At 61.2% G+C, this 25,820-nt stretch carries 30 protein-coding genes; 13 read left to right on the forward strand and 17 right to left on the reverse strand.

The window, feature by feature from the left end; genetic code table 11:
* Positions 1 to 23 precede the first annotated feature (23 nt).
* Genes J3P91_RS27275 through J3P91_RS27295 form a run of 5 tightly spaced genes read left to right on the forward strand, consistent with a single transcriptional unit; the run spans position 24 to position 3,929 of the window.
* Entirely contained in the window at positions 24 to 761 is a 738-nt protein-coding gene (locus J3P91_RS27275) for an SURF1 family protein (RefSeq protein ID WP_434602289.1), read from the forward strand.
* Entirely contained in the window at positions 727 to 1,320 is a 594-nt protein-coding gene (locus tag J3P91_RS27280; protein WP_434602290.1) for a hypothetical protein, read from the forward strand. Before J3P91_RS27275 ends, J3P91_RS27280 begins: the two co-directional genes overlap by 35 nt.
* 10 nt (positions 1,321 to 1,330) lie before the next feature.
* The gene (locus tag J3P91_RS27285; RefSeq protein WP_434602291.1) at positions 1,331 to 2,410 is read left to right on the forward strand and encodes a COX15/CtaA family protein; all 1,080 of its coding nucleotides are present in this window, start codon (positions 1,331 to 1,333) and stop codon (positions 2,408 to 2,410) included.
* Positions 2,398 to 3,297: a heme o synthase gene (cyoE, locus tag J3P91_RS27290; RefSeq protein ID WP_305497816.1), complete on the forward strand. Its 900-nt coding sequence runs from the start codon at positions 2,398 to 2,400 to the stop codon at positions 3,295 to 3,297. Before J3P91_RS27285 ends, cyoE begins: the two co-directional genes overlap by 13 nt.
* Positions 3,294 to 3,929 carry an SCO family protein gene (locus tag J3P91_RS27295; protein WP_434602292.1) on the forward strand — a complete coding sequence of 212 codons (636 nt, stop codon included), beginning with the start codon at positions 3,294 to 3,296 and terminating at the stop codon, positions 3,927 to 3,929. The genes cyoE and J3P91_RS27295 overlap by 4 nt, the downstream gene beginning before the upstream one ends.
* Positions 3,930 to 4,161: 232 nt before the next feature.
* Here J3P91_RS27295 and J3P91_RS27300 read toward each other — a convergent pair whose 3' ends face one another.
* The gene (locus tag J3P91_RS27300) at positions 4,162 to 4,935 is read right to left on the reverse strand and encodes a helix-turn-helix domain-containing protein (RefSeq protein ID WP_434602293.1); all 774 of its coding nucleotides are present in this window, start codon (positions 4,933 to 4,935) and stop codon (positions 4,162 to 4,164) included.
* 88 nt (positions 4,936 to 5,023) lie between these two features.
* Between J3P91_RS27300 and J3P91_RS27305 the strand changes: the two genes are divergently transcribed.
* Positions 5,024 to 5,908, forward strand: coding sequence for an alpha/beta fold hydrolase (locus J3P91_RS27305; RefSeq protein WP_434602294.1), 885 nt, complete (start codon positions 5,024 to 5,026; stop codon positions 5,906 to 5,908).
* A gap of 530 nt (positions 5,909 to 6,438) precedes the next feature.
* Here the strand turns inward: J3P91_RS27305 and J3P91_RS27310 are convergent.
* The 4 genes from J3P91_RS27310 to J3P91_RS27325 all read right to left on the reverse strand — a co-directional run bounded on the left by J3P91_RS27310 (position 6,439) and on the right by J3P91_RS27325 (position 10,432).
* Positions 6,439 to 7,251 (reverse strand): alpha/beta fold hydrolase, encoded by an 813-nt coding sequence (locus tag J3P91_RS27310; RefSeq protein WP_434602295.1) that lies wholly within the window; start codon positions 7,249 to 7,251, stop codon positions 6,439 to 6,441.
* A gap of 43 nt (positions 7,252 to 7,294) precedes the next feature.
* The gene (locus tag J3P91_RS27315) at positions 7,295 to 8,173 is read right to left on the reverse strand and encodes an alpha/beta fold hydrolase (RefSeq protein ID WP_434602296.1); all 879 of its coding nucleotides are present in this window, start codon (positions 8,171 to 8,173) and stop codon (positions 7,295 to 7,297) included.
* A 208-nt stretch (positions 8,174 to 8,381) separates the two neighbouring features.
* The gene (locus J3P91_RS27320; protein WP_434602297.1) at positions 8,382 to 9,695 is read right to left on the reverse strand and encodes an ATP-binding protein; all 1,314 of its coding nucleotides are present in this window, start codon (positions 9,693 to 9,695) and stop codon (positions 8,382 to 8,384) included.
* Positions 9,692 to 10,432: a response regulator gene (locus J3P91_RS27325; RefSeq protein ID WP_186710633.1), complete on the reverse strand. Its 741-nt coding sequence runs from the start codon at positions 10,430 to 10,432 to the stop codon at positions 9,692 to 9,694. Before J3P91_RS27325 ends, J3P91_RS27320 begins: the two co-directional genes overlap by 4 nt.
* 253 nt (positions 10,433 to 10,685) lie before the next feature.
* On the opposite strand from J3P91_RS27325, the gene J3P91_RS27330 reads away from it, so the two are divergent.
* Positions 10,686 to 10,952 carry a DUF2790 domain-containing protein gene (locus J3P91_RS27330; RefSeq protein WP_434602298.1) on the forward strand — a complete coding sequence of 89 codons (267 nt, stop codon included), beginning with the start codon at positions 10,686 to 10,688 and terminating at the stop codon, positions 10,950 to 10,952.
* Positions 10,953 to 11,057: 105 nt separating this feature from the next.
* Here J3P91_RS27330 and J3P91_RS27335 read toward each other — a convergent pair whose 3' ends face one another.
* The 6 genes from J3P91_RS27335 to J3P91_RS27360 all read right to left on the reverse strand — a co-directional run bounded on the left by J3P91_RS27335 (position 11,058) and on the right by J3P91_RS27360 (position 14,021).
* On the reverse strand, positions 11,058 to 11,741 hold the full coding sequence (locus tag J3P91_RS27335; protein WP_434602299.1) for a hypothetical protein: 684 nt from the start codon (positions 11,739 to 11,741) through the stop codon (positions 11,058 to 11,060).
* A complete protein-coding gene (locus tag J3P91_RS27340) occupies positions 11,738 to 12,445 on the reverse strand; it encodes a hypothetical protein (protein WP_434602300.1) in 708 nt (235 codons plus the stop codon). The genes J3P91_RS27335 and J3P91_RS27340 overlap by 4 nt, the downstream gene beginning before the upstream one ends.
* Positions 12,442 to 13,086 carry a hypothetical protein gene (locus tag J3P91_RS27345; RefSeq protein WP_434602301.1) on the reverse strand — a complete coding sequence of 215 codons (645 nt, stop codon included), beginning with the start codon at positions 13,084 to 13,086 and terminating at the stop codon, positions 12,442 to 12,444. Before J3P91_RS27345 ends, J3P91_RS27340 begins: the two co-directional genes overlap by 4 nt.
* Positions 13,087 to 13,287: 201 nt before the next feature.
* Positions 13,288 to 13,530 carry a hypothetical protein gene (locus J3P91_RS27350; RefSeq protein ID WP_434602302.1) on the reverse strand — a complete coding sequence of 81 codons (243 nt, stop codon included), beginning with the start codon at positions 13,528 to 13,530 and terminating at the stop codon, positions 13,288 to 13,290.
* A 12-nt stretch (positions 13,531 to 13,542) separates the two neighbouring features.
* Positions 13,543 to 13,671 carry a hypothetical protein gene (locus J3P91_RS27355; RefSeq protein WP_434602303.1) on the reverse strand — a complete coding sequence of 43 codons (129 nt, stop codon included), beginning with the start codon at positions 13,669 to 13,671 and terminating at the stop codon, positions 13,543 to 13,545.
* A gap of 8 nt (positions 13,672 to 13,679) precedes the next feature.
* Complete coding sequence (locus J3P91_RS27360) at positions 13,680 to 14,021, reverse strand: hypothetical protein (protein WP_434602304.1); 342 nt, start codon at positions 14,019 to 14,021, stop codon at positions 13,680 to 13,682.
* Between the two features lie 454 nt (positions 14,022 to 14,475).
* On the opposite strand from J3P91_RS27360, the gene J3P91_RS27365 reads away from it, so the two are divergent.
* Positions 14,476 to 14,814, forward strand: coding sequence for a DUF6124 family protein (locus J3P91_RS27365; protein WP_434602305.1), 339 nt, complete (start codon positions 14,476 to 14,478; stop codon positions 14,812 to 14,814).
* A 374-nt stretch (positions 14,815 to 15,188) separates the two neighbouring features.
* Positions 15,189 to 15,698 carry a hypothetical protein gene (locus J3P91_RS27370; protein WP_434602306.1) on the forward strand — a complete coding sequence of 170 codons (510 nt, stop codon included), beginning with the start codon at positions 15,189 to 15,191 and terminating at the stop codon, positions 15,696 to 15,698.
* A gap of 232 nt (positions 15,699 to 15,930) precedes the next feature.
* On the opposite strand, the gene J3P91_RS27375 is transcribed toward J3P91_RS27370, so the two are convergent.
* The 5 genes from J3P91_RS27375 to def all read right to left on the reverse strand — a co-directional run bounded on the left by J3P91_RS27375 (position 15,931) and on the right by def (position 20,654).
* Positions 15,931 to 16,236, reverse strand: a complete 306-nt coding sequence (locus J3P91_RS27375; RefSeq protein ID WP_434602307.1) for a tetratricopeptide repeat protein — start codon at positions 16,234 to 16,236, stop codon at positions 15,931 to 15,933.
* 176 nt (positions 16,237 to 16,412) lie between these two features.
* Positions 16,413 to 17,786, reverse strand: coding sequence for a Trk system potassium transporter TrkA (gene trkA, locus J3P91_RS27380; RefSeq protein WP_305497805.1), 1,374 nt, complete (start codon positions 17,784 to 17,786; stop codon positions 16,413 to 16,415).
* A gap of 23 nt (positions 17,787 to 17,809) precedes the next feature.
* On the reverse strand, positions 17,810 to 19,120 hold the full coding sequence (gene rsmB / locus J3P91_RS27385) for a 16S rRNA (cytosine(967)-C(5))-methyltransferase RsmB (RefSeq protein ID WP_434602308.1): 1,311 nt from the start codon (positions 19,118 to 19,120) through the stop codon (positions 17,810 to 17,812).
* Positions 19,117 to 20,076, reverse strand: a complete 960-nt coding sequence (fmt, locus tag J3P91_RS27390; protein WP_434602309.1) for a methionyl-tRNA formyltransferase — start codon at positions 20,074 to 20,076, stop codon at positions 19,117 to 19,119. Before fmt ends, rsmB begins: the two co-directional genes overlap by 4 nt.
* 71 nt (positions 20,077 to 20,147) lie before the next feature.
* Positions 20,148 to 20,654, reverse strand: coding sequence for a peptide deformylase (gene def, locus J3P91_RS27395; protein ID WP_434570796.1), 507 nt, complete (start codon positions 20,652 to 20,654; stop codon positions 20,148 to 20,150).
* A 155-nt stretch (positions 20,655 to 20,809) separates the two neighbouring features.
* Between def and J3P91_RS27400 the strand changes: the two genes are divergently transcribed.
* The 3 genes from J3P91_RS27400 (at position 20,810) to J3P91_RS27410 (ending at position 23,629) form a co-directional block, all read left to right on the forward strand.
* Positions 20,810 to 21,835 carry a LysM peptidoglycan-binding domain-containing protein gene (locus J3P91_RS27400; protein WP_434602310.1) on the forward strand — a complete coding sequence of 342 codons (1,026 nt, stop codon included), beginning with the start codon at positions 20,810 to 20,812 and terminating at the stop codon, positions 21,833 to 21,835.
* Between the two features lie 81 nt (positions 21,836 to 21,916).
* A complete protein-coding gene (gene dprA / locus J3P91_RS27405; RefSeq protein ID WP_434602311.1) occupies positions 21,917 to 23,011 on the forward strand; it encodes a DNA-processing protein DprA in 1,095 nt (364 codons plus the stop codon).
* A 60-nt stretch (positions 23,012 to 23,071) separates the two neighbouring features.
* On the forward strand, positions 23,072 to 23,629 hold the full coding sequence (locus tag J3P91_RS27410; protein WP_305497800.1) for an L-threonylcarbamoyladenylate synthase: 558 nt from the start codon (positions 23,072 to 23,074) through the stop codon (positions 23,627 to 23,629).
* Between the two features lie 134 nt (positions 23,630 to 23,763).
* Here the strand turns inward: J3P91_RS27410 and J3P91_RS27415 are convergent, their stop codons facing one another.
* Entirely contained in the window at positions 23,764 to 24,741 is a 978-nt protein-coding gene (locus tag J3P91_RS27415; RefSeq protein WP_434602312.1) for an NADPH:quinone reductase, read from the reverse strand.
* Positions 24,742 to 24,904: 163 nt separating this feature from the next.
* On the opposite strand from J3P91_RS27415, the gene hemF reads away from it, so the two are divergent.
* The gene (hemF, locus tag J3P91_RS27420) at positions 24,905 to 25,819 is read left to right on the forward strand and encodes an oxygen-dependent coproporphyrinogen oxidase (RefSeq protein WP_434570789.1); all 915 of its coding nucleotides are present in this window, start codon (positions 24,905 to 24,907) and stop codon (positions 25,817 to 25,819) included.
* The last annotated feature ends 1 nt before the right edge of the window (position 25,820 follow it).

Here is a 25,820-nt window from a genome sequence, read left to right on the forward strand (position 1 = left end):
TTCTACAGCTTTCGGCCGGCGCCATGAAAGGCTTCCGGCCAGGTCTCGTGCCGTCGCTGGTGGTGGCCGTGCTGGTGCCGGTGATGGTGTGCCTGGGGTTCTGGCAATTGAGCCGGGGCGAGCAGAAACGCCTGCTCATGGACACCTACGCCGAGCGCCGCGTGGCCAAGCCGATGGACAGCGTGGAGCTTTCGCAAACAACGGATCCGGCCTTTCGTCTCGTCAGCCTGCACGGCCAGTTCGACGCCGAACACAGCCTGCTGCTGGATAACCGCCAGCACGACGGCAAGGTCGGCGTCGAACTGCTGCAACCGTTCCTCGACCACGCCAGCGGGCTGTGGCTGCTGGTCAATCGCGGCTGGCTGCCCTGGCCTGATCGCCGTACGCCGCCGGTCTTCAATACGCCCGAGCAACCCATCGACCTACAAGCCTGGGTCTACGTCGCGCCCGGCGCCACGTTCCAACTGCACGCCGACCCGGCCAGCGCCCCGTGGCCGCGGCTGGTCACCGCTATCGAACCGCAGAAGCTCTGGGCCGAACTGGGGCGCGGCGGCTTTGCTTACGAATTGAGACAACAAACCGGCCCTGGCGCCTACCGGACCGATTGGCCAGTGGTCGCCATGGGCCCGGAAAAACACCTCGGTTATGCCGTGCAGTGGTTCGCCATGGCGGCGGCGCTGTTCGGCCTTTTCCTTTATCTCGGATGGCACAACGCAGGGAGACACCATGGGAAGCACCATGAATCCAACCAACATGTCTGACGCGCCCGACACACGCAGCCGGCGCAAGGGGCGCGTGCAATTGCTGTTGATTGTGCTGGGCGTGGTCGGCCCGATGATCCTCGCCACCGGCATGTACAAGTTCCAGTTCTGGGTTCCGGACAGCCGCAGCTATCACGGCGAGTTGATCGGCAACGGCCAGTCCCGCGTGGACATCGGCGTGCAGGCCGATGAGCAGCGCTGGCAGATCCTGGTAACGGCGCCGCAGGAATGCTCGGTGGATTGCCGGCAACTGGTGTACCTGGCCCGGCAGGTGCAGATCGGCCTGGGCCGCGAGGCGGGCCGCGCCAGCCATGCCCTGGCGATAGCGCAACCGCTCGAGGCGGAATACGACGCCCAACTGCAGCGCGAATATCCGCAACTACAACGTTATCCGCTGGACCTGCCGGCCTATCAGAAAGGCGCCCAGGGCTCCGGCGGCGCCCAGTTGTGGATCATCGACCCCCACAGCAACCTGGTGCTGCGCTACGACGCCCGGGTCAAGGGCAAGGACCTGCTCAACGACCTGCGCCATCTGCTGAAACTGTCCAACATCGGATAAGGGCATCGACATGGCCAAGCCTGGATTTCGCCTCGCGCTGTTTGCCACGTTGCTGGCATTGATTGTCGTACTGTTGGGCGCGTACACCCGCCTGACTCACGCCGGCCTCGGTTGCCCCGATTGGCCCGGTTGCTACGGTTTCATCAGCGTGCCCAAGGGCGAAGCCCAACTGGCCCATGCCGAGTTGCATTTTCCCGACACCCCGGTGGAAGCCCATAAAGGCTGGAACGAAATGGTCCATCGCTATTTCGCCGGTGCGTTGGCACTGATGATTGCCGCGCTGGCCGCCCGCGCCTGGACGAACCGCCGGCACCCCGGCCTGCCATTAAAACTGCCGCTGTTCCTGCTGGCGGTGGTGTTCGCCCAGGCGGCGTTCGGCATGTGGACCGTCACGCTCAAGCTCTGGCCGCAGGTGGTCACCGGGCATTTGCTGGGCGGGTTCGCGACGTTGAGCCTGCTGTTTCTGCTCACGTTGAGATTGTCCGGCGTGTTGCCGTCGCTGACCGTGCCCAAGCGCCTGCAACACTGGGCCACGGCTGGGCTGTTGCTGGTAATCGGCCAGATCGCCCTGGGCGGTTGGGTCAGTTCCAATTACGCCGCGGTGGCCTGTATCGACTTTCCTACCTGCCACGGCCAATGGATGCCCCCCGCGGATTTCGCCAATGGCTTCCACCTGACCCAGCACATCGGCCCGAACTACCTGGGCGGGCAACTGGACAGCGACGCTCGCACCGCCATCCACGTGACCCACCGCATCGGCGCCTTGCTGGTGACTGTGGTGCTGCTGGGGCTGGCCTGGCAGCTCAAGACTGTGGGCATGACCCGACTGGCGGGACTGGTCCTCGCCGCACTCGCAGCGCAAATTACCCTGGGTATAAGCAACGTCGTGTTTCATCTGCCGCTGCCGGTGGCGGTGGCCCATAACGCTGGGGGTGCCGCGCTGTTGCTGAGCCTGGTGCTGGTCAACTATCACGCCCGGACCAGCCTGGTCCGGGTACGGCATCAGGTCCCGCTGCGCTGGCGCTTCAATCCGCCTGAACACGGCGTCGGCCCCATCACGATCAAAGGAGAGATGCCATGGCAACCCTGACCGGTACACGCCACAGCCAGGCGATCTGGCGCGATTACCTGGAGCTGACCAAGCCCAAGGTGGTGGTATTGATGCTGATCACCTCGCTGGTCGGCATGTTCCTCGCGACCCGCGCGGGAGTGCCCTGGACGGTGCTGGTGTTCGGCAATCTGGGGATTGCGCTGTGCGCCGGTGGCGCGGCGGCGGTCAACCATGTGGTGGATCGGCGTATCGACGCGGTGATGGCGCGCACACACAAGCGGCCATTGGCCGAGGGCCGGGTCTCGCCGGCCGCCGCACTGACGTTCGCCCTGGCACTGGCGCTGGCCGGCCAGGCGATGCTGCTGGTGTTCACCAATCCGCTGACCGCCTGGCTGACCCTGGCCTCGCTGCTCGGCTACGCGGTGATCTACACCGGGTTTCTCAAGCGCGCCACACCTCAGAACATCGTCATTGGCGGCCTCGCAGGCGCGGCGCCACCGTTGCTGGGCTGGGTCGCGGCCACCGGTCACGTCAGCGCCGAACCGTTGCTGCTGGTGTTGATCATCTTTGCCTGGACGCCACCACATTTCTGGGCCCTGGCGATCCATCGCAAGGAGGAATACGCCAAGGCAGACATCCCGATGCTGCCGGTGACCCACGGCGAGCACTACACCAAGATCCATATTCTGCTGTACACCCTGGTGCTGCTGGCGGTCAGCCTGATGCCGTTCGTGATCCAGATGAGCGGGTTGCTGTACCTGGCGTGCGCGCTTGTACTGGGCGCCAGGTTCCTGCAATGGGCCGTGGTGCTGTACCGTGGCAGTCGGCCGCACGCGGCGATCAACACGTTCAAGTACTCTATCTGGTACTTGTTCCTGCTGTTCATCGCCCTGCTTGTAGATCACTACTTACTGTTGAGCCTATGACCCGAACCCAGAAAACCGTCTTCATCCTCGTGGCCGTGATCGCCCTGATCCTCGGCCTGACCATCAATAAAGTGCTGTCCGGCAAAGGCCAGGGCGACCCGACCGCGCTGATCGACGCCGGCATCATCCTGCTGCCGCAAAGCCGCAGCCTGCCGGACGTGAAAATGACCGACCAGGACGGCCAGCCGGTGACGATCAATGAGCTGAAAGACAAGTGGAGCCTGCTGTTCTTCGGCTACACCTTCTGCCCGGACATCTGCCCGACCACCCTCGCCCAGCTGCGCCAGATCAAGAGCGAGCTGCCGCCCGAGGCGGTGGCAAAGTTGCAGATCGTGCTGGTGAGCGTCGACCCGAACCGCGACACGCCCAAGCAACTCAAGCAGTACCTGGGTTACTTCGACCCGCAGTTCATCGGCCTGACCGCCGCCTCGGTGCAAGACCTGCAAAAACTCGCCAACGCGGTAAGCATCCCGTTCATCCCGGCGGACACCAGCAAGCCCAACTACACCGTCGACCACAGCGGCAACCTCGCCGTCATCGGCCCGGACGGCACGCAGCGCGGGTTTATTCGGGCGCCGATGAATAATCAGAAGTTGGTGGCGCAGTTGCCGGAGATGCTGAAACACAAATAAACGATGCAAGACCTGTGGCGAGGGAGCTTGCTCCCGCTCGGTTGCGCAGCAGCCGCAAGACCGGACGATACGGTTCGCCCGAAGAAATGCAGGGGCCTGCTGCGCAGGCCAGCGGGAGCAAGCTCCCTCGCCACAAAAGCTGCTCTGCGCCAGGTCGCTTTACAGACCCTGACTCTGTTCTTGATGGTGGCTTTGAGATCGACGCAATGTGTAGCGGGATCATAAAGGCCGTTCACAGGCGGTTGGAAAAGAGGATGCGTAGATCATCGCCAGCAAGCACGTCAGTCGGCTTGACCCCCAGTAGCTTGCGGCAACTGTTGCTGAAGTGGGCTGAGTCGCTGAACCCCGCCATCTGCGCGGCTTCGGTGAGCGATAGCCCCTGGCTGACAAAACTGACCAGCGCGCGCAGACGCAGCCACACCCGGTAGCGCCTCAGCGGCAGCCCCATGGCCTGGTTGAACAGTGCAGAAAGGCGGCTTGGCGATAGACAAACGAGGGCCGACAGTTCCTGGGTGGTGAAATTGCGCTGGGGCTGCGCCTGCATCGCATCCAGCACCTTGAGTACCCGTGGGTCTGCATGGTTCGACTCGCCCGTATCGGGCAGCAAGCGCATGGCGATTTGCCCGAGGAGGGCTTCGCCTTCCTGCACATCGCGGCCCGTCAACCCTTTGAGTTCCGTCAGCCAGTTGCCAGCGCTCGGCCCGGGATCGCTCAAGTGCTCGGTAGATAGGTTGTAACGCAGCATTAACTGCTGGTAGAGGCGGCTCTGTTTCTCAAAGAACAACACCGCCACAGGTTGCCCGGAAAACGCCAAAGCATGCGCGACACCTGCTGGCACGAATAACTGATCGTAACGCTGCCATGGGCTTGCGTCGGTGCCCCGTGCCTGAATCGGCGCCTGTAACCCCAGGCATAGAGCGCTGGCGCTATGTCGATGGAGGCTGATGTCGGGTAGCGGCCCGACATACAGGGTGAGCTGATTGCCCAGGATCAAAAAATTCTGCACGGCGCCCTCAAGTCAGTTGGTTCTTACAAGTCGCTCGCCCTGTCTGCCACTACATTGGCCGAAACTCCACAGCACTTGAGGCAGCGCAATGAATGCATACACCAGCGGCTTCCTTGCCGCACCGCATCAGTTCATCAGTATCGAAGGGCTGCGTTTTGGTTATCGCGACTATGGAACAGGTCCGGTACTGCTGATGCTGCACGGCTGGCCACTTAATGGCGATACCTTTGCGCCGTTGGTCGATGCGCTTGCCTCAGGCTTTCGTTGCATTGTGCCGGATCTCCCTGGCGCAGGCATGACAGCCTGGTCAACAGAACATGATCTGAGCCCCGCCGGCCAGGCGCGTCTGCTCCAGGGTTTACTTGCGGCCTTGGGCATTGCGCAGGGCTATAGCCTGTTGGGTAATGACAGCGGCGGTATCGCCGCCCGCTACCTTGCACTTTGGGACGCCAGCCGCGTGGCCAAGTTGATTCTGCTCAATAGCGAAATACCTGGGCATCGCGCACCCAACCAGCGTCTGTACAAACAACTGGCGCGTTGGTTACCGGGATACGGCGCGCTTGCTCGCATCCAGCTAAGAAGTGCTGCCTATCTGTGTTCGAAGCGGGGGTTTGGCGGAACGCTCTACGATCACCAGCACTTGCTCGGCAGCTTTCATCGGCGCTTTATCGCGCCGCTGATCCAGTCCGCGCAGAGCATGGAGCAAGCCCGGTGCGCCTTTATCGCAGTGCTCGATTGGCCGCAGCTCGATGCCTTGAGCCGTCTTCATGGCCAGATCGAGGCGCAGACCTTGCTGATCTGGGGGCGGCAGGACGATACCTTCCCTGAGCCGTATGCCATTGAGATGAGCCGGAGCTTTGCCAACCTTACCGGCTTTATCAGCATCGACAAGGCCAAGTTGTATGTTCATGAAGACCAACCAGAGCAGGTGATTCAACACCTCAAGGTCTTTCTGCTGGCAAAGCAGGAGTAGGGTGGAGTGATACCGGAGCTGGGCTCCTGGTTCGCCGGCTTTGGCTTAAGCACACCCAGAGTGAAGCGCAGAGCGGTGACTGCCGGTCAGTTAAGCCACAAACCTGTGGGAGCAAAGCTTGCTCGCGATGACGCCAGCCCAGACACCGCCCGTGGCGAGGGAGCTTGCTCCCGCTCGGCTGCGCAGCAGTCGCAAAACCGGGCGATGCGGTTTGCCTGGAGGAATGCAGGGGCCTGCTGCGCAGGCCAGCGGGAGCAAGCTCCCTCGCCACAGGGGGGTTGTGTCGAACCGAATACCGAGCCCAAGGCTGCACACTGTGCGCCGCCATGGTGAGTGACCTGACATTTGGTCTGGATGGATCGAGGCGTCATGTGGCGCAGGGTACTAGCCGCTGATTGAGCTGAGGTCGTGGAACCGCGGCAATAGTATTTATGCCCCAACGAAAAAACCCGGCCACCTGTGCCGGGTTTTTGGTTCTTCTCGAAGACAAACGGACGAGGCTTTTAGGTCAGTCGCCCCGCTTTACGCGGTCATCCTTTGGAACTGGCCTGCGCCGCTTCAACGATCAGCTCTGCAACTTTCTTCGGATTCGACGTCATCACCACATGGGAAGCCCCTTGAACGGTGACAGTCTTTTTCGAGCCCGCGCGTTCGGCCATGAACTTCAGGGCGGCCTCGGGGATGTTCTTGTCCGCCGAGCCGTAGATGAACCAGGACGGCAGTTTTTTCCAGGCCGGGTCGCCAGACGCTTCCTTCAATGCAGCCTCGCTGATGGGGCGTTGTGTAGCAGCCATCAGGGCGGAGTCCGCCGCTGGGACGTCGGCGGCAAACTGTTGGCCGAATTTGTCCTGCTGGATGTAGAGGTCCTTATTGCCGTCGTCCAGCTGCACCGGAGCCGCCAAGGTCGGGCCGAGGGTGCCGCCAGGGTAGCGACCGGACAGTTCGATGGCGGTTTCGCCTTTGTCCGGCGCGAAGGCTGCGACGTAGACCAGTCCCTTGACCTTGGGGTTGTCGTGCACGGCGTTAGTGATCACGGCGCCGCCGTAGGAATGACCCACCAGGATCACCGGGCCGGCGGTTTGCTCGACGATATCAGCGACGTAATCGGCGTCCTGCTTCACGCCCCGCAGCGGGTTGGCCGCGGCAACGACCGGATAACCCTGGGTCAGCAACTGGGCGGCAACGCCATTCCAACTGGACGATTCGGCGAAGGCGCCATGGACCAGCACGATGGTTGGCTTGGCAGCATCGGGTTGCGCGGCGGTTGCGCTATTAACGGAGGTCAGTGCCAGCGCAGCGGTGATGGTGACGGCCAACAGCGATTTGATAGTGAGCATGATCATTCCTTTTTTCATTGATTGGAGGGGTGACGCTGCAGCGATGGGTTTACTTGGCCAGAAAGTCCAGCAGGTCCTGGTTGAGGCGGTCCTTGTGGGTGTCGGTCAGGCCGTGCGGGGCGCCCGGATAGACGATCAACTCGGCGTTCTGCACCAGCTTGGCGGCGGCATGGGCGGAGGCGTAAATCGGGACGATTTGGTCATCGTCGCCATGCACGATCAGTGTCGGCACGTCGAACCTGGCCAGGTCGGCGCGGAAGTCTGTCACCGAGAACGCTGCGATGCAGTCATAGGTGTTTTTGTGGCCCGCTTGCATGCCCTGCACCCAGAACGTATCGATCAGCCCTTGGGAGACTTTTGCCCCGTCGCGGTTGAAGCCGAAGAATGGGCCAGAGGCGATGTCGCGGTACAGCTGCGAGCGGTTGTCCAGCGAGGCCTTGCGCAGGCCGTCGAACACCTCGATCGGCAGGCCGCCTGGGTAGTCTTCGGTCTGGAGCATCATCGGCGGAACGGCGCTGATCAGTGCGGCCTTCTTCACCCGGTCGGTGCCGTGGCGGCCGATGTAGCGGGTGATTTCGCCACCACCGGTCGAGAAACCCACCAGGGTCACGTCGTTAAGGTCCAGGGTGTTGATCACAGCGGCCAAGTCATCGGCATAGTGATCCATGTCGTTACCTTCCCACGGCTGGCTGGAACGGCCATGGCCGCGGCGGTCATGGGCGATCACTCGATAGCCTTGGTCCGCCAGGAACAGCATCTGCGACTCCCAGCTATCGGAATTCAGCGGCCAGCCATGGCTGAAGGTGACGACTGGCCCATCTTTCGGACCCCAGTCCTTGTAATAGAGCTGTACGCCATCTTGGGTGGTGATATAGCTGCCGGCTTGGGCTTGGTTGGCTGCTTGAGCGCGGGAGGACTGGGTATTCATGGCAAGATCTCCTTAGGTCATGGCTCGCCACCGGGGATCCGATGGCGACTTGATGGGGAGCATTCTTGCAGCGGCGTGTATACCGGAAATGTTCGACACCCGGTCGTTATGCGTTCTTTTGAGTCTGTAGATGCGCTGGATACAGTGGCTTACAAATGCATTCGAATGAGTCGTAAAAAGGCTGCACGTGACGTGCAGCCGGCTCGGCCTACTGATCGACGCCGAAGTCGAGGGTCACGCAAAGACCACCGCCGTCGCGGTTGCGCAGGCTCAGTGAGCCACCAATCGCGACGGTCAACTGTTGAGCGATGGCAAGCCCCAGGCCGGTGCCGCCAGAGCTGCGGTTGCGTGAGCTTTCCACCCGGTAGAACGGCTTGACCACCTCTGCCAGGATTTCCTCGGGAATGCCCGGCCCTCGGTCAAGCACACTGATCGAAACGCCGGTGCTCGCATTGCCGCCGATTTCCACCTCGGCGGTGCCGGCGTACTTCAGCGCGTTATCCACCAGATTCACCAGAACACGCCGCAGGGCATGGGGCCTTGTCTCGATGATCGCGCCGTTCTGGCCGCGCAGACTGACCTCCCGACCGGTGTCCTGGTAGTCGCACACCAGGCTGTCGAGAAAAGAATCCAGGCTGATGCGGCAACTGGTCTCCGTCGCACCATGGACACTGCGCGCATAAGCGACACCCTCGCGCACCAGGTGCTCGATTTCGTCCAGATCGTTGCCCAGTTTGTCTTTCTCTATCGAGTCGTCCATGAACTCGGCGCGCAGCTTCATGCGCGTGATGGGCGTCTGCAAGTCATGGGAAATGGCCGCCAACAACTGCATGCGCTCTTTCAAGTAAGCGGCAATGCGCGCCTGCATGCTGTTGAAGGCCCGGGCGGCGTAGGCCACTTCCCGTGGACCGGTTTCGTCCAACGGCACGGGATGGGCGTTCGGGTCGAGGTTCTCGACCGCCTCGGCCAGTCGACTGAGCGGGCGTATCGCGATCCGCACGGCAAGCCAGGTGCAGCCGATCATCAACAGCAACTGACCGACCAGGGCAAAGGGCAACCAGGGCGACAACGGCCTGACCGAGGGACGCACATCGATGGTTACCGGGCTGCCGTCAGCCAATCGCACCTGGGCTTGGAAATGCTGGCGTGGACCGGGGATTTCGACAAAGGTCAGGTCATAGTTGCGGCCCAGCGAGACTTGCAGGGATTGCGCCGCCGTCGCCGCGAGATCGTTGGAAGTGAGCGGAATGCCGGGATCATGCTCCCGCAGCAAATAGTCATAGTTGCGACGCTGCAGGCGTTTGGTCCATGCCAGGCGCTCATCGGCAGGCAGACGGTCGAGGATGGCGATGGACGTCGCCGTGTCGTGCTCGAAGTTGCCCAACATCGCCGTCTTGGTGCTTTCGTAGCGTTCGTAGTACTGGGCTGCGAATGTCAGGGCCTGGGCCAGTATCAAGCCGACCAGGAACACCAGCCACAGCCGCGAGGCCAGCGTGCGAGGCCATTGCAACGCGAGTTTCATGCCTGCTCCTCAAGCATTTCGACCGCAAAGGTGAAGACGTACCCTTCGTTGCGCACCGTCTTCAAGTAAAGCGGTTCGCGTGCGTCATCCAACAAGCGCTGGCGCACGCGGCTGACCAGCAGGTCAATGGAACGGTCGAAAATGTCGGCGTCACGGCCCTGCGTCAGGTTGAGCAACTGGTCGCGACTCAATACCCGCTGCGGATGATCGAGAAAGACCCGCAGCAGCCGGTACTCGGCGCCGCTCAGCGAGACCAGCGTGTCGTCTTCATCGAGCAGATGGCGGGCGGTGGTGTCGAGGCGCCACCGGCCGAACTTGAGCATCCGGCCGCTTTCGGTCACGACAAAGTTGGGCGGCAGCATGCGAGTGCGCCGCAGCACCGCGTTGATGCGCGCAAGCAGTTCCCGGGCCGCGAAGGGTTTGGCCAGATAGTCATCGGCGCCCATTTCCAGGCCAATGATGCGATCGGTCTCGTCGCTGCGCGCCGTCAGCATCAGCACCGGCGTCGCCTTATGCTTGCCGGCGCGCAGCTCCCGACACAACAGCAGCCCGTCATCTCCCGGCATCATGATGTCGAGCACGATCAGGTCGACCTGATTGGCTTCGAGAAAGGCCCGCATCTGGCGACCATCCGCGACCACGGTGGTGCGCAGGCCATTCTTCACCAGGTAGTTGCCGACCAGCTCCCTGATTTCCCGATCATCATCCACGATCAATACGTGATCGACATGTTCCATGCCCTGCTCTCCGAAATGCGCGCATCGATTGCGCAGTGTGACGATGCCGTGTTGCCGGTTGGCGACGCACCGTGCGTTCAGCTTATCCAGCCCTGGATCAAGCCAGAGCCAAGCAAAAACAGTGGCGATTGTATCGATCTGTATCGCAATTCACCTCAGATACGTACGCATCCAACCACGGCATTTTTCGACACAGCCGAGATACCGCACGGGCTTTTAATGAGCGCCATCAACTCATTGAAGGGAAACGACCATGAACCTGAAGACCATCGCTACTGCTTGCCTGATCACGGCCCTGAGCGCCGGCGCATTACCCGCCTTGGCCCAGGACAAAGCGGCCGGCGAAAGCTATTCCTACGGCACGCACCTGGACGTCGATAAGGTGATCTCGCTGACGGAAGACAGTGGCCAGACCTGCGGGTTGGTGAATGCGCAAATCGCTTATCTTGATTCGATGGGTGAGCGGAAAGCGCTGACATATCTCAAGCATGCGGCCAGTTGCAACAATGAGGGGAGCTGAGGGGTGGTTCGGGGGGGGGACGACCAGAAGCTGCTCGTTGCTAGAAGCCAAAACCGGCCCAAAAGCGATTATCTGATGCCTATCAAGTCGGGTTAATCGATTCGCTCATACCGAAATGACGAAAAGCCCTTCGCTGTTCGTTGGGGCGCGAGCAGGTTTGTTCGGCTGCAAAGCCAGGATACTCGTGTCGTCCTCTACTTTTTGCAGAGCAACACCCAATTGTTGATGTTCGTACCAGTAACCATCGCTGCAAAGGACCAGACTGGCATCCGCGGGAAAGGGGATATTCTGGCATTCCGGAACGTAGAAGCGCTTTGCATTCAAAGAGCGGGTCAGCATATGGCGGTACTGCAAAGCCTCCGCGTATGAGGAAGGCCAAATGGGCTGCTGGCTCAGATCATGCGGACGGGTCAGCCAATCGATATGACCGCTGCTCTGGCGGATGCCGGCCCGGCAATCTCCCACGTGCAGGAGATACAGGTGCTGCAACCGCAGGTCGATAAGCGCGCAGCAGTAGCTGGCGACGGCATGCAGGTGCTGATGGCGCAGCTTATGCTGTTCGACGCGCATCACATCGAGCAGGCTGGCCGTACTCGGCGGCTCGTTGGCGACAAGTGCGTTTCTGACAATGATTTGGGCCCAGTGTCGCGCCAGGGCCTGACCCTCACCTCTCTCGGCTGCATCCACCAGCATTGCCAGCAGGAAGTGACCTTTTTGACCGACAGCGGCGGCATCATTGTTGCTTTGTCTCCGCCATCCTTGGCGGCTGCTCCAGTCAATTTGCGTCAAGGACGGACTCCGGCCAGTGACTCCAGACGTTCGAACAACAAATTTTCGCGATCTGAATCGCCTCTAGATTGGGCGCTTACCGCATACTCGAAATTGTTATCGTCCAACAGCTTGGCGACTTCGTGGCTTATGTAAGTGCTGACCTCCACCTTGGCGCTCTGAATTTCGCCCAACAACTCGGAGCGCCCGTCGACCAAGTGGAGAATGTCCTCAATGTCTCGGCTGGTTAGCGCATCGCCACGGCCACGGCCTTTCCAAGCCTCCAGTTTGGTTGCTACAAAGTAGACGGGGCTGACCAGATTGATGGTGGTTTCCGCATCCAGCTCGTATGGCGTTGCAGTGGCCATGGCGTCTTTGTACCAACGATTGCTGAATCCGAGGGTGTCGTCGTCCGGCATGAAATCGACGCGCAACTCGCCCAGCTTCATAGCGCAGATCGGTAGGTCATCCCCCTCGTCGTTCGGGCTGAGCCGAAAGCCTCGCAGGGAAAGCTGTTCTTGTAGGCGGACGAAGCCTATCGCCCCCATAACATGCACGATCAGATCGATGTCTTCCGTACTTCGGACCTGCTCGCGGGTGAAGTCATCGGTCAACAGCAGACCGGTGGTACAACCACCAACAAAGGTCATCTGCTGGCACATATCGGGCCCAAGGGCCTTGGCAACCTCTTTAAGCATGTCTCGCAGGACATTGAATACCGTCATCGAAACTCCAAGCGCTCTTGCAGGTTTTTTGCTGCCAGATTGCTTTCGCGTGGCTGGCCGAGGCGTACTGCGTCGACCAAGGCGAGTAGCGCGTACATTTCCGGATCCCTTCTCGCCGCGTCGGGCGCTGTCTTGAACAGCGGTTCAACCTTCATGCCCATGGTGTTGCCGCGTGCGTATGACCAGACCAGCGGGTGCTCTCCAGCGCTGAGAAGCTGATTGGCCAGCACAGGGGCGGCAAAGCTGGTCGAAATGCCACGAGTCAGTTCGCTGGGTCGAACAGGAAAAACATATTTCACACCGTAAACGATGAACTCCAGCAGCGCTTTAGTATTGACCCTGGGAACATTTAGCTTGCGGTCGTTCCTGGCCAGACCAATGTCCATACAGTGTTTGAGCGAGCGGTTTATCTGAGTCTTGCTGATGCCAGTCTGCATCTCCAGAGAGCGGGCCGTATAGCGTGAAAGGCTGATGATTCCGACATCCGGATCCAGCTCCTCTTCCGTTGCTCCCAAAGGATCCTCTTCAAGGCTCTTCCAGTCTTTCCAGTCATGCGGCCAGGCAGCCATAGCCTTCCCGTGCAATTCGTGTCGTTGCAGACAAATTAATTTGAGGAGTACGCCAATGTCTTGACCTTTCATGCCTACCTCGAACTATCTGTCCCAGATCCCGGGACTCGGGACAATTAGTTCATGTATTCATTTTGGAAGCAAGACGGTTTCTGGAAAAAAGCACTTCATTGCCTATCCAAGTCAGAAGCTCTCCTGCGGCAAGGGCTACATCGCTAGCATTCAACAGGTGCCCCAGATCTTTTCGGATGTGAGATCCGCCCCTTTTTCCACTCAGCCAACCTCCTCAAACCGCCGCCGCTTCGAGAACAATCCCATCCCTATCGCCACGGCAAAAACCGCCAGCAACCCCAGATCAAACCCCAACAAGCGGTTCTGACCCGCCACAAAGCAGCCAACCGCACCCGCCGCCACCAACGCCACGCCTAGCCACTTGCGTAGCAGATAGGGCTTGAGGAATCGATCAAGCAGAAAGGACACCACCAAGGCGATGACCAATTGTGTAAGTTCGGACATGTACGTCTCCGGTCAGGCCTTGATGATCAATGTCGAGAGGGTGCGTTGCGGGCCGATGCCGCCGTTGACCTGCGCCTCGATGCTGACCAGTACGTCGCCCGCATGGTAGGTGGGTAGAATTTGATTGGTATACGTGCGCACAGCCACCCCTACAGATGCCGCCATGTAAGGGAGGCTACGGCCTTGGCGGCGGAAGCGAATGCCGCGGCTGCAAGGGTAGCGATCGTGGTGCGCTGGGCGTTGTGGGCATCGCCCTGTTGTCGGGTCAGCGGCTTGGAGATGCCGATCATCATCATGCAAGGCAGACCCTTGGCCTGCATCTTGTCGTATACCTCGACGACCTTGCTGTTGACTTCATAGTGAGCGTGTTTTGCCTCGCCAAAATGCAGCTCGCGCAAGCGCCCACGTTCGCTGTCGGTGAGGGTGATCTGCGAGACGTTGAAGACGATCCCGTGATTGCCCATGTATTGGAAAGTCCCTTCGAACTTCATCGCCCGTATCCTTTTTGGGGTAAGGGGACAATTCTCTGAAACGGGGGGGTTGGATTCAAATCATTTCGTACTGCTGGACTGAGCAAAACAACCCACCTGCATCGCCAAAACACTTCTCTCCTACAGCCCCCGCCTACAACGTCCATCTAGCTACGCATCCTTGCGCCTTTGCCTACAACTACGCCAGAATCCGCCGGCTTGTGCGCCTTGTTCCTGGGTTCTATTGTCGTCCTGCCACTGCCCATCAGTGGTCGGGTTTAGTAGCCCGGTTAAGGATACGGTCGCATGAGTCTCATCAGTCGGGCATTGCCTGCACTCGATGGTGGCTGTGCGCATGGCGCCTTCGGGCGCGCCGGGTTTTCCGTTTTCCTACCGGTCTACTAACTTGCGCACAGTTGCCTCCCTTTCGTTTAGTAGCGAGACGGTAGCGGCTACTAACAAAGGAAACGTGAGCATGTTCAAAGAAACTCCGAACCAGCCAGAGGCAGGTTCCACCTCTACCTCCGCAAAATCCAAAGCCAAGCAACAAGACGAAACCACCGAACCGAAACCGGAAGAATCCCAAGAGGACCTCAAACCGGGGCAGCTATACACCGTCGTGAAAGGCCTCGATAACGAATGCCTGCTCGCCAACCTCAGCGAGACGTTGGCTTCGGCTGATGCGATGGTGAGTGATCTGGCGTTTGATCTGGATGGGACACGGCGTCATGTGGCGCTGGGGATTCAGCAGTTGATTGAGTTAAGTTCGTTGTTGGCGAATCGGGTGTTGGATAACGTGGAGCCGCGGCGGTAGGATTTAATTTCAACGGAATAACCCGACGTTTTGCGTCGGGTTTTCTTCCCTCCGTGGAAACAGTCGTGAAGCTACGGTGCGGGCCAATACAGCGATTGACCTGCACCTCGATGCTGACCAGTACGCCGCCAGCATGGTAAGTAGGCAGGATTTCATTGGCATACATATGCGAGCCGAGCGCATTGGATTCAAATTAACTCTATGCCGCTGCCACAAAGCGAGGCTCTTGAGAATTATCTGTAGGACAACCGGATCGAACTCCTTTGCGGAAACTTTAAATGACAAACAACCCGCCTAAACCGGAGTCGTCCATTATGTAAATCTCCATTTCTGAGTGAAACTCAAGGCCTTGTGAATTCATCAAGGATTGAAGAATGGAATTCGAAAAGTATCAGTTCACCACCCATCACGGAATCAATTTCTGCGTAAGCCGTTTCACCGTCATGCCCGCAGACAGAGGCGGGCTCAGAACGCTGTATTTTCGCGAGGCGAAAGCGGCCAACTTTGAAGTCATCCGATTGCTGGTGGAGCTCTATGACAAGATGCTCGCCAGGGATTTGCCTTGTGTCATGAACGTCGGAATTTCCAATCCCCTGACTCGCAGCCAGGGGGATTTGCTCAATGAGCAACGCACGGATCTTCTCACCATGACCACTGGGATTTTTACGGGGGTGGCTGGTCAAGTGCCAGGCATTGGCAAAGTTGTCGCACCAGCAGCAGGCTACTTAGGCCGAAGGTGGGCCAAGGGCCTGTTACCGACCTATCACACCGGCGATGTAATCGTCAGCCTGGGTGCTCAAGTCAGCGGCGGTATCGGGCCACAGCGCTCAACTTCGTCCATCATCATTCAGTCCCGAGGAAACATAAGCTATGAGTCTCAATAGTCAGTATGTACTGGCCGGTTTGGGAATCCTCCTGCTGCATGTTTGTGTGAGACGCTACGTGCTCAGGGTGCGACTGGGGATAGCCCTGGTTTGCTTGGGTTTTTTGGTGATATTTGTGTTGCCGTCGTTCATTGGCAGCATCGATGTCGGGCTCTTTGCGATTGCAGCGATAGCGGCGGGATCAGGGATGCTCTCCAGTCGAAGGCTGTACGAGAAGTGATGGTGGCCGCTCCTATCGATCCAGTTTCTTGAGGAACACAGTCATTTCCTTTTCCGCCTGTTTGTCACCATGGGCTCGGGCGGCTTGCAGGCCTTGTTCCCAGGCTTGGCGGGCCGCCGCTACATCGCCCTGGCCTTGGTGGGCCTTGCCCAGCAGTTTCCAGGCAGCCGAATACTTGGGGTCGAATTCGACGCAGCGTTGGAGGTGTTCGGCGGCGCGGGGGAATTCGCCTAGGTCGAGGTAGCCTTTGCCGAGGCCGAAGCGGAGAAGGGAGTTGTCCATGCCCTTGGCGAGCATTTTTTCGAGGGAGTCGAGCATGGGGGCGACCTTATCGGTTGTGTCAGGGGTTGAGCGGTTGGCTGCTGGATAGCTTTCGCGAGCAGGCTCGCTCCCACAGAGGATCTCCAGTGTTCACAGACGTTGTGAACGACATGGCCCCCTGTGGGAGCGAGCTTGCTCGCGATGAGGCCATGACTGCCACTGCACAGCCTGGCTCAGAAAAAGCTCAACCCCACATGGAACAGCTTCTCGACATCACGAATGTGCTTCTTGTCCACCAGGAACAGGATCACATGGTCGCCGGTCTGGATGGTGGTGACGTCGTGGGCGATCAGTACCTGTTCGTCGCGGATGATCGCGCCGATGGTGGTACCGGGCGGTAGGCCGATGTCGCGGATGGCTTTGCCGATCACTTTGCTCGACTTGGCATCGCCATGGGCGATCGCCTCGATGGCTTCGGCCGCGCCGCGGCGCAGGGAGTGCACGCTGACGATGTCGCCGCGGCGCACGTGGGCGAGCAAGGTGCCGATGGTTGCCAGTTGCGGGCTGATGGCGATGTCGATGTCGCCGCCCTGGATCAGGTCGACGTAGGCCGGGTTGTTGATGATGGTCATGACCTTCTTCGCACCCAGGCGTTTGGCGAGCAGCGAGGACATGATGTTGGCTTCGTCGTCGTTGGTCAGGGCGAGGAAGATGTCGGCGTCGGCGATGTTTTCTTCCAGCAGCAGGTCGCGATCCGAGGCACTGCCTTGCAGCACCACGGTGCTGTCGAGGGTGTCCGAGAGGTAGCGGCAGCGCGCCGGGTTCATCTCGATGATCTTGACCTGGTAACGGCTTTCGATGGCTTCGGCCAGGCGCTCGCCGATCTGCCCGCCGCCGGCGATGACGATGCGTTTGTAGTTCTCGTCGAGACGGCGCATTTCGCTCATGACTGCGCGAATATTCGCCTTGGCGGCGATGAAAAAGACTTCGTCGTCCGCTTCAATCACTGTGTCGCCCTGGGGCAGGATCGGTCGGTCACGGCGGAAAATCGCCGCGACCCGGGTTTCCACATTCGGCATGTGTTCGCGCAACTGACGCAGTTGCTGGCCCACCAGCGGCCCGCCGTAGTAGGCCTTGACCGCCACCAGTTGGGCCTTGCCCTCGGCGAAGTCGATCACCTGCAAGGCACCGGGATGCTCGATCAGGCGCTTGATGTAGTTGGTCACCACCTGCTCGGGGCTAATCAGCACGTCCACCGGAATCGCTTCGTTGTCGAACAGGTCGGCACGAGTCAGGTAGGCCGCTTCACGCACCCGGGCGATTTTGGTCGGGGTGTGGAACAGCGTGTGGGCGACCTGGCAGGCGACCATATTGGTTTCGTCGCTGTTGGTCACGGCCACCAGCATGTCGGCGTCGTCGGCACCCGCCTGGCGCAGCACGGTGGGCAAGGAGCCACGCCCTTGCACGGTGCGGATGTCGAGACGGTCGCCGAGGTCGCGCAGGCGCTCGCCGTCGGTGTCGACCACGGTGATGTCGTTGGCCTCGCTGGCCAGATGTTCCGCCAGCGAACCGCCGACTTGCCCTGCACCGAGGATGATGATTTTCATCCAGCCACTCCTATCGAATCGGTTTAACCGCGTGCGGCGGCGATCTTGATCAACTTGGCGTAATAGAACCCGTCATGCCCGCCCTCCTGGGCCAGCAACTGGCGGCCATGGGGCTGTTTGATACCGGCCTGGGTGGCGATGTCCAACTCTCTCGCTCCCGGCGTGCGGGCGAGGAATGCTTCGATCACGTCGGTGTTCTCGGTCGGCAAGGTCGAGCATGTGGCGTACAGCAGCATGCCGCCGACCTCGAGGGTCAGCCACAGGGCGTCGAGCAGCTCCCCTTGCAGTTGCGCCAATGGGGCGATGTCGTCCGCCTGACGGGTGAGCTTGATGTCCGGATGGCGACGGATGACGCCAGTGGCCGAGCAAGGCGCGTCCAGCAGGATGCGCTGGAAAGGCTTGCCGTCCCACCAGGCGGCGGTGTCGCGGCCATCGGCGGCGAACAGCTCGGCATCCAGGCCCAGGCGCGCGAGGTTTTCCTTCACCCGCACCAGGCGCTTGGCTTCCAGGTCCACCGCCACCACACCGGCCAGTTTCGGCTCGGCCTCAAGGATGTGGCAGGTCTTGCCGCCCGGGGCACAACAGGCGTCCAGCACCCGTTGGCCCGGCGCCAGTTCCAGCAAGTCGGCGGCCAGCTGCGCGGCTTCGTCCTGGACGCTGATCCAGCCGTCGGCGAAACCTGGCAGGGCACGGACGTCGCCCGGGGTTTCCAGGACGATGCCGTCGCGGCTGTATTGGCACGGGATGGCCGGGATGCCGGCTTCGCCCAGCAAGGCCAGATACGCATCACGGGTGTGATGACGGCGGTTGACCCGCAGGATCATCGGCGGATGGGCATTGTTGGCCGCGCAGATGGCTTCCCACTGATCAGGCCAGAAGGCTTTCAGGGATTTCTGCAGCCAGCGCGGATGAGCAGTGCGCACCACCGGGTCATGCTCCAGTTCCGCCAGCAGGGTTTCGCTTTCCCGTTGTGCGCGGCGCAGCACGGCATTGAGCAGCGCCTTGGCCCAGGGCTTTTTCAGTTTGTCGGCGCAACCCACGGTTTCGCCGATAGCGGCGTGGGCTGGAACGCGGGTGTAGAGCAATTGGTAGAGCCCCACCAGCAGCAGCGCCTCGACGTCGGAATCGGCCGCCTTGAACGGCTTCTGCAGCAGCTTGGCCGCCAGGGCCGACAACCGTGGTTGCCAGCGGGCGGTGCCGAACGCCAGGTCCTGGGTGAAACCGCGATCACGGTCTTCGACTTTGTCCAGTTGGGTCGGCAGGGAACTGTTGAGCGAAGCCTTGCCGCCGAGGACGGCGGCGAGTGCCTTGGCGGCGGCCAGACGCGGATTCATGAAGCGTCCGCCGCTTGGCCGAGGACGGTGCCGACGGCGAACTTCTCACGGCGGCTGTTGAACAGATCGCTGAAGCCCAGCGCCTTGCCGCCGGGCAATTGCAGTCGGGTCAGGCACAGCGCCTGAGCGCCACAGGCGACGATGAGGCCGTCTTTGCTGGCGCTGAGAATTTCACCCGGTGCGCCCTTCCCTTCGGCGCAGCTGGCGGCCAGGACTTTCACGGCTTCGCCGTTCAACGTGCTGTGGCAGACCGGCCAAGGGTTGAAGGCGCGCACCAGGCGCTCCAGTTCGACGGCCGGACGGCTCCAGTCGATGCGGGCTTCGTCCTTGTTCAATTTGTGCGCGTACGTGGCGAGGCTGTCATCCTGCACTTCGCCTTCCAGCGTGCCGGCGGCCAGGCCCGCGATGGCCTCGACCACGGCCGGCGGGCCGATCAGCGCGAGGCGATCATGCAGGCTGCCGCCCGTGTCTTCAGCGCCGATAGGCGTGTTCACCTTGAGCAGCATCGGCCCCGTGTCCAGTCCGGCCTCCATGCGCATCACGGTCACGCCGCTCTCGGCATCGCCGGCCTGCACGGCGCGCTGGATCGGCGCCGCACCGCGCCAGCGCGGCAGCAGCGAAGCGTGGCTGTTGATGCAGCCCAGGCGCGGGATATCCAGCACCACTTGCGGCAGGATCAAGCCGTAGGCGACCACCACCATCAAGTCCGGCTTCAGCGCGGCCAGTTCGGCCTGGGCTTGCGCATCGCGCAGGGTCGGCGGCTGCAACACTTGCAGGCCATTCTCCAGAGCCAGTTGCTTGACCGGGCTGGGCATCAGTTTCTGCCCACGACCGGCAGGGCGATCCGGCTGGGTATAGACCGCGACGATTTCATGAGGGCTGGCCAGCAGGGCCTTGAGGTGTTCAGCGGCAAATTCGGGGGTGCCGGCAAAGACGATGCGCAGTGGCTCAGTCATGGGAAGCTCTCAATTACAAAGCAATCGCAAAAAGAAAAAGGCTTGCCGCGGCAAGCCTTTGAAGAAGGGCATCAAGCGTTCTGGCGATGAATCTTTTCCAGTTTTTTCTTGATCCGGTCACGCTTGAGATTAGACAGGTAATCGACGAACAGCTTGCCGTTGAGGTGGTCGCATTCGTGCTGGATACACACCGCCAGCAGGCCTTCGGCGATCAGCTCGTAAGGTTGGCCGTCACGGTCCAGGGCCTTGATCCTGACCTTCTGCGGACGGTCGACGTTTTCATAGAAGCCCGGCACCGAAAGGCAGCCTTCCTGGTACTGCTCCATCTCGTCGGTCAGGGTTTCGAACTCGGGGTTGATGAACACCCGCGGCTCGCTGCGGTCTTCGGAGAGGTCCATTACAACGATGCGCTTGTGCACGTTGACCTGGGTCGCGGCGAGGCCGATGCCGGGCGCCTCATACATTGTTTCAAACATGTCATCGACCAACTGGCGCACTTCGTCGTCCACTACGGCCACCGGTTTGGCGATGGTGCGCAGGCGCGGGTCCGGAAATTCGAGAATGTTCAAAATGGCCATAAGCTTGATAAATGCACGTGTGAAGTAAGGTCGGGTGGCTGGCCTGGCGTGTCTTGGAATGCAGGCTACCGTTGTAAAACGTTGCTCTTGAATCGGAGCGAGCCACGGGGGCTCTGGCGTTTTACGCGAACGCACATAATAAAGGGATTCACCGCATGAGGAAATCACTACTCGCCCTGCTGCTCCTGGCCTCGGCCGGTATCGCGCACGGGCAAGTGCAACTTCGGGAAGGTTTTCCGCAGCAATACACAGTGGTTCCAGGGGATACGCTGTGGGACATTTCCGGTAAATACCTGCGCGAACCCTGGAAATGGCCCGAGCTGTGGCAGGCCAACCCGCAGATTGAAAACCCGCACCTGATCTACCCCGGCGACACCCTGTCGCTGATCTACGTCAACGGCCAGCCACGGCTGACCCTCAATCGCGGGGCCTCGCGCGGCACCATCAAGCTGTCGCCGCGAGTCCGCAGCTCACCGGTGGCAGACGCCATTCCGAGCATCCCGCTCCAGGCGATCAACAGCTTCCTGCTGAGCAACCGCATCGTCGACACGGCGGAGGATTTCAACAAGGCGCCCTACGTCGTCGCAGGCGATGCCGAACGAGTGCTCAGCGGCACCGGCGACCGGATCTTCGCCCGCGGCACCTTCGATGCGAGCCAGTCGGCCTACGGCATCTTCCGCCAAGGCAAGGTCTACACCGACCCCGAGACCAAGGAATTTCTCGGGATCAATGCCGACGACATCGGCAGCGGCGAGATCGTCGCCACCGAAGGCGACGTCACCACCCTGGCCCTGCAGCGCACCACGCAGGAGGTGCGCCTGGGCGATCGGCTGTTCAGCGGCGAAGAACGCTCGATCAACTCAACCTTCATGCCCAGCGCGCCAAAATCGGACATCAACGGGTTGATCCTCGATGTGCCCCGGGGCGTGACCCAGATCGGCGCGATGGACGTGGTCACCCTGAACAAGGGGCGCCGTGACGGATTGGCCGAAGGCAACGTTCTGGCGGTCATGAAGACCGGTGAAACAGTGCGCGACCGCATCACCGGCGCCCCGGTGAAGATTCCCGACGAACGCGCCGGCCTGCTGATGGTGTTCCGCACCTACGACAAGCTCAGTTATGGCCTGGTGCTGTACGCCTCGCGCTCGCTGGCAATCCTCGACAAGGTGCGCAATCCGTAACGGGTCTCACAAGTTACCAACAGAGTTATCCACAACTTGTTCCCGTTTGTACGGGCCTTATGACGATCAAGGATTGATCACATGCCATTGCCTGAATCCGCTGCGGTTCCGCCCGCGGAACTGGAGGCCCGTCTGCGCTTGCATCGCTTGCCGGAACTGGGACCCAAACGTTTCATGACCCTAATGGAAGCCTTCGGCTCGGCCTCCAAAGCCATCAGCGCCCCGGCCAGCGCATGGCGAGCGCTGGGGTTGCCGGCGCAGTGCGCCGAGGCCCGACGTGCGCCGGAAATTCGTGACGGCGCGGCCCGCGCGCTGGCCTGGCTAGAGGGTTCGGCCCACTGTCTATTGATGTGGGACCAGCCCGACTACCCGGCGTTGCTGGCGCAGATCTGCGACGCGCCGCCGCTTCTGTTCGTTGCCGGCGACACCTCGATTCTGGAAAAGCCGCAACTGGCAATGGTCGGCAGTCGTCGCGCCTCGCGTCCCGGCATGGACACCGCGGCGGCATTTTCCCGGAGCCTGGCCGGAGCTGGATTTGTCATCACCAGCGGTCTGGCCTTGGGTATCGACGCGGCCGCGCATCAGGCTGCGCTGGATGTCGGCGGGCAGACCATCGGTGTGCTGGGCACGGGCCTGGAAAATTTTTATCCACAGCGCAATCGTCGGCTGGCAGAAGCGATGATCGCCCAGGGCAGCGCGGTACTGTCGGAGTTCCCCCTGGACGCGCCACCCCACGCCAGCAACTTCCCGCGCCGCAATCGGATTATCAGCGGGTTGTCCCTTGGCGTGCTGGTGGTCGAGGCCAGCGTCGCCAGTGGCTCGCTGATCACCGCGCGCCTGGCGGCGGAACAGGGTCGTGAGGTGTATGCCATTCCGGGGTCGATTCACCATCCCGGCGCCCGGGGCTGCCATCAACTGATCCGTGACGGCGCGGCGCTGGTGGAAACCGTGGAGCACATCCTCGAAGCGCTACGCGGTTGGCAACGCTTACCCTTCACCGCCGAGCCTGTGCCCGTGACGCATCCGCTGTTGCGCCTGCTACACGCCGCGCCGCAGACCAGCGAAGCACTGGCCGATGCCAGCGGCTGGGGCTTGTCCAAGGTCCTGGCGGCACTGACCGACCTGGAAATGGACGGAAGGGCGGCGTGCGAGCATGGACGCTGGTTTGCTCGCTAGGTTTTATGGGGAAGATCGGTAAACTGCGCACAGCCTTATTTGCGTTGCGGAGAATCTTTCATGGTCAACAGTTGGCGTGTGCAACAAGCCGCGCGAGAAATTCGCGCCGGGGCGGTGATTGCCTATCCAACCGAAGCGGTCTGGGGCCTGGGTTGCGACCCGTGGAACGAAGATGCGGTGGAGCGCCTGTTGGCGATCAAGTCCCGACTGCCCGACAAGGGATTGATACTGGTGGCCGACAATATCCACCAGTTCGATTTCTTGTTCGAGGACTTCCCCGAGACCTGGATGGATCGCATGGCCAGCACTTGGCCTGGGCCGAACACCTGGCTGGTCCCGCACCAGAACCTGTTGCCGGAATGGATCACCGGCGTGCACGACACCGTCGCGCTACGGGTCAGCGATCATCCGATCGTGCGCGACCTGTGTTCGCTGGTCGGCCCGCTTGTCTCCACCTCGGCCAACCCCCAGGGGCGCCCGGCGGCGCGGACGCGGATCCGCGTGGAGCAGTATTTCCGCGGACAGATCGACCTGGTGCTGGGCGGCAACCTGGGCGGGCGTCGAAACCCGAGCGTGATCCGTGACCTGGCGACCGGCAAGGTAGTGCGCCCGGACTGATTTTTTATCAGCGCACAATCAACTGTGGGAGCGAGCCTGCTCGCGAAAGCGGTGTATCAGTCAACATTGATGTTGGCTGACTTGACGCCTTCGCGAGCAGGCTCGCTCCCACAGGTTCTTTAGCGACCTCTAGATCAAGGCAGGAGGATGGTCGACCCCGTCGTGCGCCGCGCCGACAACTCGGTATGGGCCTTGGCCGCTTCCGCCAGCGGATAACGCTGGTTGATATCCACGGTAAGCTTGCCGCTGGCGATCATGGCGAATAGCTCATCGGCCATGTGCTGGAGGTTTTCCGCGTTATTGGCGTAGGTCGCCAGAGTCGGGCGGGTGACGTACAGCGAGCCCTTGGCCGAGAGGATCCCCAGGTTCACACCGTCCACCGCGCCGGAGGCATTGCCAAAGCTCACCACCAGGCCACGGGGAGCCGTGCAATCCAGGGAGGTCAGCCAGGTGTCCTTGCCGACGCCGTCGTACACCACCGGGACCTTATTGCCGTCAGTCAATTCCAGTACACGCTGTACGACGTTTTCCTTGCTGTAGTCGATCACTTCCCAGGCGCCGTGGGATTTTGCAATAGCGGCTTTTTCCGCCGAGCTGACGGTGCCGATCAGCTTCACGCCCAGGGCCTTGGCCCACTGGCAGGCCAGCGAGCCCACGCCACCGGCGGCGGCATGGAACAGGATGGTTTCGCCGCCCTTGAGCTCGTAAGTCTGGCGCAGCAGGTATTGCACGGTCAGGCCCTTGAGCATCACACCGGCGGCCTGTTCGAAACTGATGGATTCGGGCAAGTGGACCAGATTGGCCTCGGGCAACACATGCACATCGCTGTAGGCCCCCAGCGGACCGCTGCCATAGGCCACGCGGTCACCGACCTTGAAGCACGTGACGTCCGCGCCGACGGCCTCGACCACGCCGGCACCCTCGGCACCGAGTCCCGATGGCAGCGCCGGTGGCGGGTAAAGCCCGCTGCGATAATAGGTGTCGATGAAGTTCAGCCCGATCGCCTTGTTGCTGACGCGAACCTGCTGCGGACCGGGCTCGGCCGGCTGGTATTCGACGTACTCAAGCACGTCCGGGCCGCCGTGGGCGCTGAACTGGATACGTTTGGCCATCTTCGCTCTCTCCTTATCGTGGGACTTTTTACCAAGCCTGCTATCGGACTCCTAAGCTTGATCTCCGTCAACTGTGGCGTGGGCGGATGCGGTGTTATCCTGTGCGCCCATTTGCCGGCGGCCCTTGTACGCCGCGCAGCGTAGCCCTGATCAAGGTGATGTCATGACTACTCGCACCGAGGCCGTGAAAGCCTATCTGCTCGACCTGCAAGACCGCATCTGCGCCGCCCTGGAAACCGAGGACGGTGGCACTCGCTTCGTCGAGGACGCCTGGACCCGACCTGCCGGCGGTGGCGGACGCACCCGGGTGATTGAAAACGGTACGGTCATCGAGAAGGGCGGCGTCAACTTTTCCCACGTCTTTGGCAGCGGTCTCCCACCCTCGGCCAGCGCCCACCGGCCGGAGCTGGCCGGGCGAGGCTTCGAGGCCCTGGGCGTGTCGCTGGTGATCCACCCGCACAATCCCCACGTGCCTACGTCCCACGCCAACGTACGCTTTTTCATCGCCGAAAAAGAAGGTGAAGAGCCGGTCTGGTGGTTTGGCGGCGGTTTCGACCTGACCCCTTACTACGGCGTGGAAGAAGATTGCGTGCATTGGCACCGCGTCGCCCAGCAAGCCTGCGAGCCGTTCGGCCCGGAGGTCTATTCGCGCTACAAGGCCTGGTGCGACAGCTATTTCCACATCAAGCATCGCAACGAACCGCGCGGCATCGGCGGTCTGTTTTTTGATGACCTGAACGAGTGGGACTTCGATACCAGCTTCGCCTTCATGCGCGCCATCGGCGACGCCTACATCGATGCCTACCTGCCTATCGTGCGGCGTCGCAAACACGACCCGTTCACCGCCGCGCAACGACAATTCCAGGAGTTCCGCCGTGGGCGCTACGTGGAATTCAACCTGGTCTATGACCGTGGCACCCTGTTCGGCCTGCAATCGGGCGGGCGTACCGAGTCGATCCTGATGTCGCTGCCACCGCAGGTCCGCTGGAGCTACGACTGGAAAGCCGAGCCGGGCAGCGAAGAAGCGCGGCTGACCGATTATTTCCTGCAGGACCGCGATTGGCTGGCTACGGCCTGAA

This window comes from Pseudomonas sp. Z4-7, assembly GCF_051131965.1.
Lineage (GTDB): Bacteria > Pseudomonadota > Gammaproteobacteria > Pseudomonadales > Pseudomonadaceae > Aquipseudomonas.

What these genes read in the sequence shown, in the direction of transcription:
- J3P91_RS27275 (WP_434602289.1), top strand. Translation starts at nt 24, where the DNA reads ATGAAAGGCTTCCGGCCAGGTCTCGTGCCGTCGCTGGTGGTGGCCGTG.
- J3P91_RS27280 (WP_434602290.1), top strand. Translation starts at nt 727, where the DNA reads ATGGGAAGCACCATGAATCCAACCAACATGTCTGACGCGCCCGACACA.
- J3P91_RS27285 (WP_434602291.1), top strand. Translation starts at nt 1,331, where the DNA reads ATGGCCAAGCCTGGATTTCGCCTCGCGCTGTTTGCCACGTTGCTGGCA.
- cyoE (WP_305497816.1), top strand. Translation starts at nt 2,398, where the DNA reads ATGGCAACCCTGACCGGTACACGCCACAGCCAGGCGATCTGGCGCGAT.
- J3P91_RS27295 (WP_434602292.1), top strand. Translation starts at nt 3,294, where the DNA reads ATGACCCGAACCCAGAAAACCGTCTTCATCCTCGTGGCCGTGATCGCC.
- J3P91_RS27305 (WP_434602294.1), top strand. Translation starts at nt 5,024, where the DNA reads ATGAATGCATACACCAGCGGCTTCCTTGCCGCACCGCATCAGTTCATC.
- J3P91_RS27310 (WP_434602295.1), bottom strand. Translation starts at nt 7,251, where the DNA reads ATGATCATGCTCACTATCAAATCGCTGTTGGCCGTCACCATCACCGCT.
- J3P91_RS27315 (WP_434602296.1), bottom strand. Translation starts at nt 8,173, where the DNA reads ATGAATACCCAGTCCTCCCGCGCTCAAGCAGCCAACCAAGCCCAAGCC.
- J3P91_RS27320 (WP_434602297.1), bottom strand. Translation starts at nt 9,695, where the DNA reads ATGAAACTCGCGTTGCAATGGCCTCGCACGCTGGCCTCGCGGCTGTGG.
- J3P91_RS27325 (WP_186710633.1), bottom strand. Translation starts at nt 10,432, where the DNA reads ATGGAACATGTCGATCACGTATTGATCGTGGATGATGATCGGGAAATC.
- J3P91_RS27330 (WP_434602298.1), top strand. Translation starts at nt 10,686, where the DNA reads ATGAACCTGAAGACCATCGCTACTGCTTGCCTGATCACGGCCCTGAGC.
- J3P91_RS27340 (WP_434602300.1), bottom strand. Translation starts at nt 12,445, where the DNA reads ATGACGGTATTCAATGTCCTGCGAGACATGCTTAAAGAGGTTGCCAAG.
- J3P91_RS27345 (WP_434602301.1), bottom strand. Translation starts at nt 13,086, where the DNA reads ATGAAAGGTCAAGACATTGGCGTACTCCTCAAATTAATTTGTCTGCAA.
- J3P91_RS27350 (WP_434602302.1), bottom strand. Translation starts at nt 13,530, where the DNA reads ATGTCCGAACTTACACAATTGGTCATCGCCTTGGTGGTGTCCTTTCTG.
- J3P91_RS27360 (WP_434602304.1), bottom strand. Translation starts at nt 14,021, where the DNA reads ATGAAGTTCGAAGGGACTTTCCAATACATGGGCAATCACGGGATCGTC.
- J3P91_RS27365 (WP_434602305.1), top strand. Translation starts at nt 14,476, where the DNA reads ATGTTCAAAGAAACTCCGAACCAGCCAGAGGCAGGTTCCACCTCTACC.
- J3P91_RS27370 (WP_434602306.1), top strand. Translation starts at nt 15,189, where the DNA reads ATGGAATTCGAAAAGTATCAGTTCACCACCCATCACGGAATCAATTTC.
- J3P91_RS27375 (WP_434602307.1), bottom strand. Translation starts at nt 16,236, where the DNA reads ATGCTCGACTCCCTCGAAAAAATGCTCGCCAAGGGCATGGACAACTCC.
- trkA (WP_305497805.1), bottom strand. Translation starts at nt 17,786, where the DNA reads ATGAAAATCATCATCCTCGGTGCAGGGCAAGTCGGCGGTTCGCTGGCG.
- rsmB (WP_434602308.1), bottom strand. Translation starts at nt 19,120, where the DNA reads ATGAATCCGCGTCTGGCCGCCGCCAAGGCACTCGCCGCCGTCCTCGGC.
- fmt (WP_434602309.1), bottom strand. Translation starts at nt 20,076, where the DNA reads ATGACTGAGCCACTGCGCATCGTCTTTGCCGGCACCCCCGAATTTGCC.
- def (WP_434570796.1), bottom strand. Translation starts at nt 20,654, where the DNA reads ATGGCCATTTTGAACATTCTCGAATTTCCGGACCCGCGCCTGCGCACC.
- J3P91_RS27400 (WP_434602310.1), top strand. Translation starts at nt 20,810, where the DNA reads ATGAGGAAATCACTACTCGCCCTGCTGCTCCTGGCCTCGGCCGGTATC.
- dprA (WP_434602311.1), top strand. Translation starts at nt 21,917, where the DNA reads ATGCCATTGCCTGAATCCGCTGCGGTTCCGCCCGCGGAACTGGAGGCC.
- J3P91_RS27410 (WP_305497800.1), top strand. Translation starts at nt 23,072, where the DNA reads ATGGTCAACAGTTGGCGTGTGCAACAAGCCGCGCGAGAAATTCGCGCC.
- J3P91_RS27415 (WP_434602312.1), bottom strand. Translation starts at nt 24,741, where the DNA reads ATGGCCAAACGTATCCAGTTCAGCGCCCACGGCGGCCCGGACGTGCTT.
- hemF (WP_434570789.1), top strand. Translation starts at nt 24,905, where the DNA reads ATGACTACTCGCACCGAGGCCGTGAAAGCCTATCTGCTCGACCTGCAA.